At 70.4% G+C, this 13237-nt stretch carries 17 protein-coding genes; 11 read left to right on the plus strand and 6 right to left on the minus strand.

The annotated features are described in order from the left end of the window. Nucleotides 1-353 precede the first annotated feature (353 nt). Nucleotides 354-1376 carry a hypothetical protein gene (locus ACFV88_RS07140; RefSeq protein ID WP_385486938.1) on the minus strand — a complete coding sequence of 341 codons (1023 nt, stop codon included), beginning with the start codon at nucleotides 1374-1376 and terminating at the stop codon, nucleotides 354-356. 333 nt (nucleotides 1377-1709) lie between these two features. Here ACFV88_RS07140 and ACFV88_RS07145 point away from each other — a divergent pair, with 333 nt between their 5' ends. From ACFV88_RS07145 to ACFV88_RS07155, 3 genes are read left to right on the plus strand one after another with little or no spacing between them, the layout of a single operon-like run. Next, nucleotides 1710-2108: an ATP-binding protein gene (locus ACFV88_RS07145; protein ID WP_385486940.1), complete on the plus strand. Its 399-nt coding sequence runs from the start codon at nucleotides 1710-1712 to the stop codon at nucleotides 2106-2108. Between the two features lie 28 nt (nucleotides 2109-2136). After that, nucleotides 2137-2445, plus strand: coding sequence for a hypothetical protein (locus ACFV88_RS07150; protein ID WP_385486942.1), 309 nt, complete (start codon nucleotides 2137-2139; stop codon nucleotides 2443-2445). Beyond that, nucleotides 2432-2863 (plus strand): type II toxin-antitoxin system prevent-host-death family antitoxin, encoded by a 432-nt coding sequence (locus tag ACFV88_RS07155; protein ID WP_385486944.1) that lies wholly within the window; start codon nucleotides 2432-2434, stop codon nucleotides 2861-2863. Before ACFV88_RS07150 ends, ACFV88_RS07155 begins: the two co-directional genes overlap by 14 nt. Nucleotides 2864-2878: 15 nt before the next feature. Here ACFV88_RS07155 and ACFV88_RS07160 read toward each other — a convergent pair whose 3' ends face one another. Together ACFV88_RS07160 and ACFV88_RS07165 are read right to left on the minus strand one after the other, a co-directional pair. Next, entirely contained in the window at nucleotides 2879-3469 is a 591-nt protein-coding gene (locus ACFV88_RS07160) for an isochorismatase family protein (protein ID WP_385486946.1), read from the minus strand. Nucleotides 3470-3634: 165 nt separating this feature from the next. Continuing rightward, entirely contained in the window at nucleotides 3635-4963 is a 1329-nt protein-coding gene (locus tag ACFV88_RS07165; RefSeq protein ID WP_385486948.1) for a nicotinate phosphoribosyltransferase, read from the minus strand. Between the two features lie 109 nt (nucleotides 4964-5072). On the opposite strand from ACFV88_RS07165, the gene clpS reads away from it, so the two are divergent. Next, entirely contained in the window at nucleotides 5073-5390 is a 318-nt protein-coding gene (gene clpS / locus ACFV88_RS07170; RefSeq protein ID WP_385486950.1) for an ATP-dependent Clp protease adapter ClpS, read from the plus strand. A gap of 11 nt (nucleotides 5391-5401) precedes the next feature. Beyond that, nucleotides 5402-6007, plus strand: a complete 606-nt coding sequence (locus ACFV88_RS07175; RefSeq protein ID WP_385486952.1) for a DUF2017 domain-containing protein — start codon at nucleotides 5402-5404, stop codon at nucleotides 6005-6007. Between the two features lie 82 nt (nucleotides 6008-6089). On the opposite strand, the gene ACFV88_RS07180 is transcribed toward ACFV88_RS07175, so the two are convergent. Both ACFV88_RS07180 and ACFV88_RS07185 read right to left on the minus strand, forming a co-directional pair. Beyond that, nucleotides 6090-6458, minus strand: coding sequence for a GntR family transcriptional regulator (locus tag ACFV88_RS07180; RefSeq protein WP_385486954.1), 369 nt, complete (start codon nucleotides 6456-6458; stop codon nucleotides 6090-6092). A 1-nt stretch (nucleotide 6459) separates the two neighbouring features. Further along, nucleotides 6460-7464, minus strand: coding sequence for a DUF1648 domain-containing protein (locus ACFV88_RS07185; protein ID WP_385486956.1), 1005 nt, complete (start codon nucleotides 7462-7464; stop codon nucleotides 6460-6462). 310 nt (nucleotides 7465-7774) lie between these two features. On the opposite strand from ACFV88_RS07185, the gene ACFV88_RS07190 reads away from it, so the two are divergent. The 5 genes from ACFV88_RS07190 to ACFV88_RS07210 all read left to right on the plus strand — a co-directional run bounded on the left by ACFV88_RS07190 (nucleotide 7775) and on the right by ACFV88_RS07210 (nucleotide 11381). Next, nucleotides 7775-9262, plus strand: a complete 1488-nt coding sequence (locus tag ACFV88_RS07190) for an amino acid permease (protein WP_385486958.1) — start codon at nucleotides 7775-7777, stop codon at nucleotides 9260-9262. Between the two features lie 83 nt (nucleotides 9263-9345). Then, a complete protein-coding gene (locus ACFV88_RS07195; protein ID WP_385486960.1) occupies nucleotides 9346-9768 on the plus strand; it encodes a Mov34/MPN/PAD-1 family protein in 423 nt (140 codons plus the stop codon). Between the two features lie 101 nt (nucleotides 9769-9869). Then, nucleotides 9870-9974, plus strand: coding sequence for a putative leader peptide (locus ACFV88_RS07200; protein WP_385486962.1), 105 nt, complete (start codon nucleotides 9870-9872; stop codon nucleotides 9972-9974). A gap of 172 nt (nucleotides 9975-10146) precedes the next feature. Continuing rightward, the gene (locus ACFV88_RS07205; protein WP_385486964.1) at nucleotides 10147-10425 is read left to right on the plus strand and encodes a MoaD/ThiS family protein; all 279 of its coding nucleotides are present in this window, start codon (nucleotides 10147-10149) and stop codon (nucleotides 10423-10425) included. Between the two features lie 5 nt (nucleotides 10426-10430). Beyond that, nucleotides 10431-11381 carry a PLP-dependent cysteine synthase family protein gene (locus tag ACFV88_RS07210; protein WP_385486966.1) on the plus strand — a complete coding sequence of 317 codons (951 nt, stop codon included), beginning with the start codon at nucleotides 10431-10433 and terminating at the stop codon, nucleotides 11379-11381. 135 nt (nucleotides 11382-11516) lie between these two features. Here the strand turns inward: ACFV88_RS07210 and ACFV88_RS07215 are convergent, their stop codons facing one another. Continuing rightward, on the minus strand, nucleotides 11517-11750 hold the full coding sequence (locus tag ACFV88_RS07215) for a glucose PTS transporter subunit EIIB (RefSeq protein ID WP_385486968.1): 234 nt from the start codon (nucleotides 11748-11750) through the stop codon (nucleotides 11517-11519). 149 nt (nucleotides 11751-11899) lie between these two features. Here ACFV88_RS07215 and ACFV88_RS07220 point away from each other — a divergent pair, with 149 nt between their 5' ends. Then, entirely contained in the window at nucleotides 11900-13210 is a 1311-nt protein-coding gene (locus tag ACFV88_RS07220; protein WP_385486970.1) for a PTS transporter subunit EIIC, read from the plus strand. Nucleotides 13211-13237 lie beyond the last annotated feature (27 nt).

Genomic DNA, 13237 nt, shown 5'->3' on the forward strand with positions numbered 1-13237 from the left:
GAAGCGATGCGGTGATTCAGCGCATCGGCCAGCTCGTGTTGCTTCAAGCCTTCGGCCTTCATCCGAGCGGCGAGCAAGACGTTCCCCGTCATGTGCTCAAAGTAGCCGTTCATGCACCCTGGGTGCATCGAGCCCTGCGTAAAAATTGCCGGTCCGCGCCTGTCGAAGACTCCGCCTCATTGCCTGTCAGACCAGCTCGCTTGCTCGTTGGAATGTGCGCCATCCACTCCCGGGCCGGCGTCCTCGAACAGTGGCCGCTCGCCTGCACCGCTCCAGTGGTTCACGAGGCAGGGGAGCTACTGGGTGAACGGGGTTCTCCGGGTCGGTCTCGGGCCGCGCGGTGTGTACGTAGATCAGCGCCTGCCGGACGCCCGCCCGTTGTGGTTCCTTTCGTCGGCATAGCGTTCCGCCCAGGAGGCAGCCACGTCCGTGCCCTTCGCCTGAATGGCTAGTTCGTGGCTGAACTTCTTGAGCAGCTTCCATTGGCGTCCGGTCAGCGGAGCGTCGTCGCGGTGGGGGAACACGGAGGACGCCGTCGTGTACGCCAGTTCCACGTCACCTTGGCGGATTTGGGAGAGGGCCAGATGCGAGGTGTAGTACTTCCGGTTGCGCTCGTAGTCCGGACGCAAGTGCGCGAGGGCGCGGTGGAAGTGCGCCTCTGCCTGATCGTGTCGCCCAAGATCCGACATTGCGAGACCGGACAGCCCTTCCAATTCTGAGCGATCGTAGAAAGCCACCCAGGGCGCCCGAGACGTTTGCTGGTCGGCTTGCTCGAACGCTTGGGCGGCGACCGCCAGGCTGCGGCGGGCCTGGGTGCGCTCACCCATGCGGGCTTGCGAACTTGCCAAGCGGGCAGCCGTCAGCGAGCGGTACAACGGGTCCCGGCGGCACAACGGCGAGGCTTTGGCAGCCTCGGATGCGGCGAGCGACTCGGAGAGGTTGCCTGTCTGGGTGGCCAGCATCGAGGCATGACCCCAGATTCGGAGTTGGATGTCGGGGTTGCCAGAAAGACCGGCCAGCCGGGTCGCGCGGTCGAGGTGTTGGTTGGCCCGTTCAGGCTCTTGATCCTCGATCGCGGCCCAAAGAGCGCTCCCAGTGAAGGCTGCGGCGAGGTAGTACAGGCGCTGGCGCACACGCTGGCTGGCGGTGCTGTTCGCCTGGACGTCAGTGACGAGCTTCGTGAAGCTGAGCGCGCGGGTCTCCAATCGAATGCCCCCGCCGCGCGCGTTGTCGGCAGCGACGATCTGATGGAAGGCGGATTCGAATCGGTGGACATCGGCCATGCCGATGCGGGGCGTCGATGCGGAGGCTGTGCCGGGCAGAGTGCTGGCGGCGGCGATCGTTCCGGCCGAAGCGGCGAACTGGCGTCGTTTCACGGACTCCTCCACTGAGGCTTGGCGGTGTGCCGCTGTCCTGGGCGGAGGTCTGCGGAAGCCCAGCTCGACGGCCGTACATCTGAATTCTTCTTCGAGAGCGCGCCGTTGTCTCGCGTGCAGTCCCTTCATTTCCGTGCTCAAAGTAGCCGTTCATGTGCCCAGGGTGCATCGGATCCTGCGTTAAGTTGCCGGTTTTCGGCTAACGAAGGCTCCACCTAATTGCCTGTCAGGCCAGTTCACTTGCTCGTTGGAATGTGTGCACCCACTCCCGGGCCGCCATCCCGTCGGCCCACGTCAGGAAGGGCGGTTATGGGCCGCACGTACCCACTGCCGGTGGACCATTCGGTGACCGGCGAATGGTCGATGAGCTTCACGATGACCCCGCGCGTCATCGGACTGATCCGCCGACAGTCCGCACGGGCGCTCGACCGGCTGGGCTGGCCGGGTGACCGGGACGCGGCCCTGCTCGTGGTGTCCGAGCTGACGACGAACGCGGTCGTCCACGCGGCCGTGCCCGGGAGGTTGCTGCGACTGCGGCTCGCCGTGCTGGCGGACGCTCGCCTCCTGGTGGACGTCAGCGACCCGGTCGCCCGGATGCCCGACCACGGTGAACAGGACACCGCGCCCGACGACGAAGGGGGCCGCGGGCTGCTGCTCGTCCGCTGCTTCGCGCGGCTGTCGTGGCGGCCGGACGCAGACGGCAAGACGGTCCGCGCGCTGCTGTCCCAGTGACCGGCGGGGAGCGAAGGAGGAACGACCCGTGAGGACGACCCGTCTCTGCGTCGATTGCAAGGGCCCCGTGCGCTGGTGGCACCACCCCTACGTGCGACGGCTCGACGCCCCGGGCCCGTACCACCTGCACCGATGGTGTGCGGTGGACTGGGCCATCGTGTGCGCCGGGTGCGTCCGGGCGCGGATCTTCGAACTGCCCGAGCACGGCTGCCACGACGCCCGGCGGACGGTGCGGGCCCTGCTCCGGGGGGACCGCTGCACCTGCACCTGCCGCACCCTCCTGCTCCGGCGACCGAGGCCCCGCGGTCGGTACCGTCGAGACCATGGACAGTGGTGAACCACCGTACGCCGCAGCCGACTTCGAGCTGCTGATCGACCGTGTCGCGGAGACCGGCGAGCGCGTGACGCTCACCGGGGACGGGCGCCCGGCCAGCGTGCTGCTCCCGGCCGCGGAGCTGGCCGAGCTGGAGTACTGGGCGCGGCGGTACCTCGGCGTCCTGCCCCCGCCGGGCCGGGCGAAGGAGCGCCCGCCCGGACCCGCGCAACACGGCCCGTATACGCAGTACGTGCACGCGGACGGCGTGCGGATGACGTTCACCCGGGGTCGGACGGTGGTGGCCGAGTTGTACGCCGCCTGGTCCCTTGAGTGGCTGGAGGCGCAAGCGGTCCAGGGGCGGCAGGGGTACATGGACCCGAAGCAGCTCGCGGCGTTCGAGGAGTTCCTGGCGCGTCAGCCACCGGTGGGCGAGCCGTAGGCCCGCCCCGGGGCGTCAGGCGGCCACGACCGGCTCGCCGCTCAGCGTGACGCCCGCCTCGCGGAGGTCACCCAGCGCGCGCTCGGTGGTCTCCCCGGCGACGCCCGCCGTGAGGTCCAACAGCACGTTCGCCCGGAACCCCTCGCGCACCGCGTCCAGGGCGGTGGCGCGTACGCAGTGGTCCGTGGCGATGCCGACCACGTCCACCTCGGTGACCTCCCGGTCCCGCAGCCAGTCCGCCAGGGTGACCCCGTTCTCGTCGGCGCCCTCGAACCCGCTGTACGCGGCCGAGTACGCCCCCTTGTCGAACACGGCCTCCACCGCGCCGGAGGCGACCGCGGGGGCGAAGTTCGGGTGGAAGCCGACGCCCTCGGTTCCGGCGAGGCAGTGCACGGGCCAGGAGTCCACGTAGTCGGGCTGGTCCGAGAAGTGGTCGCCGGGTGCGATGTGGTGGTCGCGGGTCGCGACGACGTGCCGGTAGCCGGCCGGCGCCTGGCCGATCAGCTCGGTGATGGCGGCGGCCACGTCGGCGCCTCCGGTGACGGCGAGGCTGCCGCCCTCGCAGAAGTCGTTCTGCACGTCTACGACGATCAGGGCGCGGCGCATGTCGATGGTCCTTGTCGGGTCGGGGTGAGGGAGGGTGGTGCGGTCGGACGGACCGAGCGTAGGCACTCCTGCGTCGGACCGGGAGAGGGCACGACCTCCCTCGTCACACGGCTTTTGTGTAGTCGCACGTACCCCAAGGGTGGGGTCCGAATCCCGCTGCGGCGCTCATATGTACTCCGTCGGTATGACGGCCTCGCCGCGGGACAGCTGGGTCGCCGACAGCGGCAGTGCCGCACGGGCCGCCGAGTGCCGGTCGCGGACCACGTCCAGGGACTCGCGGGCGAGCACCGAGCCGCCCTTGATCAGCTCGACGAGCAGCTGTCGGTCGGCCAGGTCGGTGGGTACGGGACCGGTGCCGATCACCTCGGCCTCGGCGACCCCCTGGGCGTCGAGCCGTCGCGCGGCCCACTTGCGGCCGCCGATGGAGGTCTTCCCGCCGGTGGAGCGCTTGGCGACCGGCACCAGCGGGGCCTTCGGGTCACCGGAGGCGGCCCGGGCGACCAGCTTGTAGACCATGGAGCAGGTCGGGTGCCCGGAGCCGGTGACGAGCTGCGTGCCCACCCCGTACGCGTCGACGGGGGCCGCCGCGAGCGAGGCGATGGCGTACTCGTCCAGGTCGGAGGTGACCACGATCTTCGTCCGGGTGGCTCCCAGCTCGTCGAGCTGCTGGCGGACCCGGTGGGCGACGAGCAGCAGGTCGCCCGAGTCGATCCGGACCGCGCCCAGCTCCGGTCCGGCGACGTCCACGGCGGCCTTCACGGCATCGGCCACGTCGTAGGTGTCGACCAGCAGGGTGGTGCCCGCGCCCAGCGAGTCGACCTGGGCGCGGAAGGCGTCGCGCTCGGTGTCGTGCAGCAGGGTGAAGGCGTGGGCGGAGGTGCCGACGGTCGGGATGCCGTACCGGAAGCCCGCGGCGAGGTCCGAGGTGGTGGCGAAGCCGCCGACGTACGCGGCCCGGGACGAGGCCACCGCCGCCAGTTCGTGGGTGCGCCGGGCGCCCATCTCGATCAGCGGCCGGTCCCCGGCGGCGGAGGCCATCCGGGAGGCCGCGGCGGCGATCGCCGAGTCGTGGTTCAGGATCGACAGGATGACCGTCTCCAGGAGCACGCACTCCGCGAACGAGCCCTCGACCCGCAGCAGGGGCGAGCCGGGGAAGTACACCTCGCCCTCGGGGTAGCCCCAGACGTCACCGGAGAAGCGGTAGTCCGCGAGCCAGGCGAGGGTCCGCTCGTCGACGACTCCGCGTTCGCGCAGGAAACCGAGGACCGGTTCGTCGAAGCGGAAGTTCTCCACGGCGTCCAGCACCCGTCCGGTGCCGGCCACGACTCCGTAGCGGCGGCCCTCGGGGAGCCGCCGGGTGAAGACCTCGAAGACGGAGCGCCGGTCGGCGGTGCCCGCGGCGAGTGCCGCCTGGAGCATGGTCAGCTCGTAGTGGTCCGTGAAGAGCGCGGTCGACGGCACGTCCACCGGCAACCCGAGGTCCGCAGTGTTCATGACGATGATGCTACCCCCAATCTCGTCACTCTGACGATTTCAAAGCGGAAGCTCGTCGGGGCACCCGAGGGGCGGGCCGTTTGTGCGTATGGGCGCACCAAGTGGCAGCATGGGCGGTGTGACGGCTCCCGCTCCCCTAGAGATCGAGAAGACCGAGTCGGCGGAAGAGGTGTTCGCCGTACCGGAGCCGGACGTCCCGTGGATCACGCTGGTCCACAACGACCCGGTCAACCTGATGAGCTACGTGACCTATGTCTTCCAGGCGTACTTCGGGTACTCGAAGGACAAGGCCACGAAACTGATGCTGGACGTCCACCACAAGGGCCGTGCCGTCGTCTCCAGCGGAAGCCGCGAGGAGATGGAGCGCGATGTGCAGGCCCTGCACGGCTACGGTCTGTGGGCCACGCTCCAGCAGGACCGGAAGTAGCGACTGACTCCATGCCAGGACACTTCGAACCGACCCCCGGTGGCGGCGCGGCCGTCACGCTCGACGAGGTCGAGATCTCCATCATCCGTTCGCTCGCGGTCCAACTCCTGGAACTCGTCGGGCCCGGCCCCGGCGGGGACGCCCCGGCCGACCCGCTCGCCGAACTGTTCGCCGACGGCCCGACCGAGCCGCCCGCCGACCCGGTCCTGCACCGCCTCTTCCCCGATGCGTACGGGGGTCCCGGCGAGGCCCCGACGAAGCCGGAGGAGGCCGCGGAACTCACCGAGCGCTCCTCGGAGTTCCGCCGGTTCACCGAGAACGACCTGCGGGCCCGCAAGCGGGAGGACGCCCTCGCGGTGATCCGCGCCCTCGACGGGCTCACGACCGACTCCAACGGCGGGGCCGTGCTGCGGCTGACCGCGGACGACAGCCGCCGCTGGCTCGGCTCGCTCAACGACCTGCGGCTCGCGATCGCGGCGCGGCTGGAGATCTCCGACGAGGACGACGCCGATCTGCTCTACCGGCTGTCCGACGAGGACCCCCGCAAGCCGATGGTCATGGCCTACCTGTGGCTCGGAGGGCTCCAGGAAACCCTGGTCACCACCCTGATGCCGTAGCGGTCCGACGTCCGACGACCTGACGTCCGACGATCCGGCGGCTCCAGTCCGGTGCGGTCCGGTGCGGTCCGGTGCCCCGGACCTACTCGGGCGCCCCCGCCCCCATGGCCCGGCGGACGAGGTCGAGGAACTCCTCGTCGGACAGGCCCGTCGCCCGGGCCTCGGCCACCACCTCGTGCACCCGCTCGGTCAGCCGGCTGCGCCCCGGGTCCGCCCCGCGGGTGACGACGGCGCCGCGCCCGCGCCGCAGCTCCACCAGCCCCTCGTCCCGCAGCTTCTGGTAGCCGCGCAGCACGGTGTGCAGGTTGATGCCGAGCGAGCGCGCGAGTTCCCGGGCGGCGGGCAGCCGTTCGTCGGGGGTGACCGTCCCCTCCGCGACCGCGCGGCGGACCGACGCGGCGACCTGGTCGCTCAGGGTCAGCGGGGACTGGGGGTCGATTCGGAACAGCATCTCAGGCTTCGTTCGGCTCGGTGCGGCGGGCCCGGTCGGCCAGGGCGTTGAGTGCCGCGGCGGCGGTGGTCGCGTCGTCCACGGTGACCACCAAGGTACGCCCCGACGCCCGGTCCACGGCCAGGGCGCCGCCCGACCGCAGGACGATCCCGCTGCGGTCGGCCCGGGTGCGGTACCCCCAGCCGCCGAAGTCCCGCAGGGCGCTGACGTCCTGGGTCCCGGCGGCGGTGATCTGCGCCAGCGGTACGTGGACCCGGGGCTTGGGCAGCAGGCCGGGGGCGACGGTCAGGCCCCGGGCGTCGACCGTGACCCGGACCCGGGCGGTCGTCGCCACCAGCAGCCCCACCACCACCGCGGGCAGCAGCGCCCACCAGCCCACGGCGCTCCCCGACACCAGGGCGCCCACCGCGACGACCGCCCCGATCGCCCACAGGCCGGGGGAGTTGACCGAACGGGTCCACGCGATGTGCTCCCGGGGGGTGAGGGCCAGTCGGTCCGCGGTGGCCGGCGGCGGTCGCACGGCGGTGCGGTGCGCGGCCGGGTCCGTCCCGGCGAGGAGCCATCCCGCGGTGCCGGCGAGGACCGCGGCCAGGGCGGCGAGCGCCGCGTGCCAGCCGGGGAGGTGCACCGCGTGCGGGTCGCTCACCCCGGTGTTGGCCCGGGTGAGCGCCACCGTCAGGTAGCCGACGAAGACCGGTAGGGCCGTGCCGGTGGCGGTGAGCAGCCGGGCCGCCGTCCCGGAGCCCCGGGCGCGGTGCCTCAGCACCGCGAACAACGCGGCCGTCCCGAGGACGAGCAGCAGGGCCGATGCGGCGAACGCGCCCCGCCCCGTGAAGTCGTCGGCCCGTCCGTCGGCGCCCAGATGGGTGGCCAGTTCGGTCGGCAGCCGGTCGTACGCGGCGGCGAAGACGGCCAGGAACGCCCCGGTCGCCAGGGTTGCGGACAGTGCCACCGGGGCGGCCCCGCGCCACCCCGGGAGGCGGTCGATTCGGGTCGTACGTGCCATGACATCCCCCATCCAGATCAGCGAAAATGTTCACTAGTTCTATGTCAACTAGAACAATACGCGAAGGGTGGCCCCCTTCCGCAAGGGGTGGGCGCGCAGTGGTGCGCAAGGGGCGTGCGTTCGCTCAGCGGGCGCTCAAATCCGGATAACGAATCCGTCACCACCCCTGCGGCGTTTGCCGGGGGAGGGGGGTTTCCTCCCTTTCTTCCTGTGGCGTGCCCCACACGCGCCTCAGTCGATCTCCGCCGGTCGCGTGGTAGACCTTCCGCACTTGACGGGGCCCCACTCACCCGGCGAAAGGCACGGCACCATGACCTCGACCCAGGTCGGCAAGGACGGCGGCGACCTCCCCACTCCCCCCACCGGCGCGCACCCGCGGACGGACTCCCACGGGGAGGGGTACCAACGCGCGCTCGGCGCCCGACAGATCCAGATGATCGCCATCGGCGGCGCGATCGGCACCGGACTGTTCCTCGGTGCGGGCAAGGCCATCTCCAAGGCCGGGCCCAGCCTGATCCTCGCGTACGCCGTCGCGGGGCTCGTCATCTTCTTCATCATGCGGGCCCTCGGCGAACTCCTCATGTACCGACCGGTGTCGGGCTCCTTCGCCGAGTACGCCCGCGAGTTCGTCGGCCCCTTCGCCGGCTTCGTGACCGGCTGGACGTACTGGCTGTTCTGGGTGGTCACCGGCATCACCGAGGTGACCGCGGCGGCGACCTACATGACGTACTGGTGGGACATCCCCCAGTGGCTGTCCGCGCTCGTCTTCACCGTGATCCTCTACGGGGCCAACCTGATCTCCGTGAAGCTCTTCGGGGAGCTGGAGTTCTGGTTCTCGATGATCAAGGTCACCGCGATCATCGGCATGATCCTCATCTGCGCCGGCATCCTGACCATCGGCTTCTCCGACGCCGGCGACACCGCGACCGTCGCCCACCTGTGGAACGAGGGCGGCTTCTTCCCCGAGGGCGTCGGCGGCACCCTGATGACCCTCCAGATCGTGATGTTCGCCTTCCTCGCCGTGGAGCTGGTCGGCGTCACCGCGGGGGAGTCGAAGGACCCGGAGAAGAACCTCCCCAAGGCCATCAACACCGTTCCGTGGCGGATCGCCGTCTTCTACGTCGGCGCGCTGATCATGATCCTCTCGGTGGTGCCGTGGACCACCTTCCAGCCCGGCGTCAGCCCCTTCGTGGCCGCCTTCGAGGAGATGGGCTTCGCCCTCGGCGCCGCCGTCGTCAACTTCGTGGTGCTGACCGCCGCGCTCTCCTCCTGCAACTCCGGCATGTACTCCACCGGCCGCATGCTGCGCGACCTCGCCCTCAACAGCCAGGGACCCGCGGTCTTCACCCGCCTCACCTCCCGCGGCACCCCGCTGATCGGCACGACGTTCTCCGCGGCGCTCATGCTGGTCGGCGTCTGGATCAACTACCGGTGGCCCGGCGAGGCGTTCACCTATGTGGTGTCGTTCGCGACCATCTCCGGCATGTGGGCCTGGATCATGATCCTGGTCAGCCAGATCCGCTACCGGGCCCGCGCCGACCGCGGTGAACTCCCGAAGTCCTCCTTCCGGGCCCCCGGCGCCCCGTTCACCAGCTGGTTCGCCCTGTCCTTCATCAGCATGGTGATCGTCATGATGGCCGTGGACGAGGACGCCAGGATCTCCCTCTACTGCGCCCCCGTCTGGGCGCTGCTGCTCGGCGTCTCGTACCTCGTGCTGAAGCGGCGCAACCCCGACGCGGCGGCCTTCAACCGGCAGAAAAGGTCCTCGGACGCCGTACCGAGCGACGCCGGCCGCTGACCGGACCCCACCCCGTGTCCAGCATCCGGTCCCTCCCGTACCGCAATCCGGTACGGGAGGGACCCGTTGCTTATCCTGGGCCCATGCTGACCATCACCCAGGACCTGCGGGACCGCATAGTGGCCCACGCGCGCGAGGACCACCCCGACGAGGCGTGCGGAGTCGTCGCAGGACCCGCCGGCACGGGGCGGCCCGAGCGGTTCATCCCGATGCTCAACGCCGCCCGCTCGCCCACCTTCTACGAGTTCGACTCGGGCGATCTGCTCAAGCTCTACCGCGAGATGGACGACCGGGACGAGGAACCCGTGATCATCTACCACTCGCACACCGCGACCGAGGCGCGCCCCTCCCGCACGGACATCGCGTACGCGAACGAACCCGGCGCGCACTACGTCCTCGTCTCCACCGCCGACCAGGACGACGCCGGACCGTTCCAGTTCCGCTCGTTCCGCATCGTGGACGGCGCAGTCACGGAGGAGGAGGTCCGGGTCGTCGAGGCGTACTGACCGGCGCCCTCGACCCCGGTATGTCCACATCGCGGCCGGATTCCGTCCGCGATGTGGAATGACCCTCTGGGACCCGCGGGGGGAATCGATACGATGACCGCATGGTTCCCTCTGACGTGAGCGAGAAGACGCCGGGCACGCCGCTGCTCGTGGCGCGGCTGCACGTCGACCTGTGCCGGTCCGACAGTGCCATCTGTCCGTGCTGACCTCCGCCGCCGAGCGGCCCTGACGCACCGGCGGGCGCACCCGCCCGGCCGCCGAGCGGCGGCCGGCTCCCGGTCCGCCCGCCACCTCGCGCTCCGTCCGCCCGCCCCACCGCCGAGATCCGCTCGGTACGCCGCCACACCGTTTGCCCGACTCCCGACAGGAGCCCACGCCATGGCCATTGAGGTCCGCATCCCGACCATCCTCCGCACCTACACCAACGGGGAGAAGGCCGTCCAGGGCAGCGGGGACACCCTCGCCGCCCTCTTCGCCGACCTGGAGAGCCGGCACGCCGGCATCCACGACCGGGTGGTCGACAACGGCCAGCTGCGGCGCTTCGTGAACGTGTACCTCAACGACGAGGACGTGCGGTTCCTCGACGGCATCAACACCAAGCTCACCGACGGCGACAGCGTCACGATCCTGCCCGCCGTCGCCGGCGGGATGGCCTGACCGGCATGCGGTACGACTCCCCGCTCGCCGCGGTCGGCAACACGCCGCTCGTCCGCCTACCGCGGCTCTCGCCCTCCGAGAACGTACGGATCTGGGCGAAGCTGGAGGACCGCAACCCGACCGGCTCGATCAAGGACCGCCCCGCGCTCCACATGATCGAGCAGGCCGAGAAGGAGGGGAGGCTCACCGAGGGCTGCACGATCCTCGAACCCACCTCCGGCAACACCGGCATCTCGCTGGCGATGGCCGCCCGGCTCAAGGGCTACCGGATCGTCTGCGTGATGCCTGAGAACACCTCGCAGGAGCGGCGGGAGCTGCTCGCCATGTGGGGCGCGGAGATCATTCCGTCGCCCGCGGCGGGCGGCTCCAACACGGCCGTCCGGGTCGCCAAGGAACTCTCCGCGGCGAACCCGGAGTGGGTCATGCTCTACCAGTACGGCAACCCCGGGAACGCGGGTGCGCACTACGCCACCACCGGGCCGGAGATCCTCGCCGACCTGCCGTCCATCACCCACTTCGTGGCGGGCCTCGGCACCACCGGCACGCTCATGGGCGTCGGCCGCTACCTGCGCGAGCACAAGCCGGACGTCAAGATCGTCGCTGCGGAGCCGCGGTACGACGACCTCGTCTACGGGCTGCGCAACCTCGACGAGGGGTTCGTGCCCGAGCTGTACGACGCGTCCGTCCTCACCACCCGGTTCTCCGTCGGGTCCGCGGACGCGGTGACCCGGACCCGGGAGTTGCTCCAGCAGGAGGGCATCTTCGCGGGCGTCTCGACGGGGGCCGCGCTGCACGCGGCCATCGGGGTCGGTCGCAAGGCCCTTCAGGCGGGGGAGGACGCGGACGTCGTCTTCGTCGTCGCCGACGGGGGCTGGAAGTACCTCTCCACGGGGGTGTACACGGCTGCCACCACCGAGGAGGCCATCGAGCGGCTGCACGGTCAGCTCTGGGCTTGAGCGGTTCGGCTTGCGGCCCGGCGGGGGTTCCCTGCCGGGCCCGGGCGATCGCCTGGCGGCGGGCCGTTCGGTGCGGGTGCGCTGTTGTTCTGCGCAGTCCCCCGCGCCCCTATCGGGTGCGTCCGGCCGGGGAGCTCACATGAGGTCTTCGATTTCGCTGGCGATGGGGTCCGCGTCCGTGCCGATGACGACCTGGACGGCGGTCCCCATCTTGACGACGCCGTGCGCCCCCGCGGCCTTCAACGCACCGTCGTCCACCTTCGAGGGATCGACGACCTCCGTGCGCAGCCGGGTGATGCAGCCCTCGACCTCCACGATGTTCTCAAGCCCGCCGAGCCCCGCGATGATCTTCTCAGCCTTGCTGGCCATGCTGCCTCCCTGGCGCCACTGATGACTGCTTTGTCACGTTAACCCACTGTTGGCCCAACTTCGCGAGCGGTGACCGTTGGCTTGACGAAGGATGACGATCACGACGCGCCACCCGACCGGGTGGCGTCCGTCATCCCAGGAGGTCGCCCATGAGCGCGGACAGCGCGGCAGCACCCGCCCGCTCACGGTGGAACACCCTGTTCCAGGGGTTGCAGAAGATGGGGCGCAGCCTTCAGCTGCCCATCGCCGTCCTGCCTGCCGCGGGCATCCTGAACCGGCTCGGCCAGCCGGACGTCTTCGGCACCGAGGGACTGGGCTGGACGGATGTCGCGACGGTGTTCGCGGCGGCGGGCGGCGCCCTGCTGGACTCCTCGCTGGGCCTGCCCCTGCTGTTCTGCATCGGCGTCGCCATCGGCATGGCGAAGAAGTCGGACGGCTCCACCGCGCTCGCCGCGGTCGCCGGTTTCCTGGTGTACTACGCGATCCTCCGCGCGTTCCCGGAGAGCTGTGCGCCGGGCGCCGACTTCGAGGGAGCGGGCGTCTGGAGCGGACTGTGCGTCGCCGAGGACGGCACCTCGGCGCAGGCGTCGTACCAGAACCCGGGGGTCTTCGGCGGCATCGTCATGGGCCTGGTCACGGCGTACGTGTGGCAGCGGTTCCACCGGACCAAGCTGGTCGACTGGTTGGGCTTCTTCAACGGGCGGCGGCTCGTCCCGATCATCATGGCGTTCATCGGGTTGCTCTTCGCCGCGCTGTGCGTCTGGGTGTGGCCGCCGATCGGTGACGCGCTCACCAGCTTCTCGGAATGGCTCGTGGACCTCGGCTCCTGGGGCTCCGGCATCTTCGGCGTGGCGAACCGGGCGCTGCTGACGGTGGGGCTGCACCAGTTCCTCAACACGTTCGTCTGGTTCCAGTTCGGCGACTACACCAAGCCGGACGGCACGGTCGTGCACGGTGACATCAACCGTTTCCTCGCCGGTGACCCGACGGCCGGGCAGTTCACCACGGGCTTCTTCCCGATCATGATGTTCGCCCTGCCGGCGGCGGCCCTCGCGATCACCCACTGCGCACGGCCCGAGCGCCGCAAGATCGTCGGCGGGTTGATGCTGTCGGTGGCGCTGACCTCGTTCGTCACCGGCATCACGGAGCCGATCGAGTACTCGTTCCTGTTCGTCGCACCGCTGCTGTACGCGATCCACGCGGTGCTCACCGGCGTCTCGATGGCGGTGAGCTGGGCGCTGGGCGTCAAGGACGGGTTCAGCTTCTCGGCCGGCTTGATCGACTACGTCATCAACTGGAGTCTCGCCACCAAACCGTGGCTGATCATTCCGATCGGGTTGGCCTTCGCCGTGGTGTACTACGCGGTCTTCCGGTTCGCCATCATCAAGTTCAACCTCCAGACCCCGGGCCGGGAGCCGGAGGAGGAGTCGGAGGCGGAGGACCGCGAGAACGTGAAGTAGGGGTGCCGGCGGGGGCGCCGTGCCCGC

This window comes from Streptomyces sp. NPDC059816 (genome assembly GCF_042732055.1).
GTDB lineage: Bacteria > Actinomycetota > Actinomycetes > Streptomycetales > Streptomycetaceae > Streptomyces.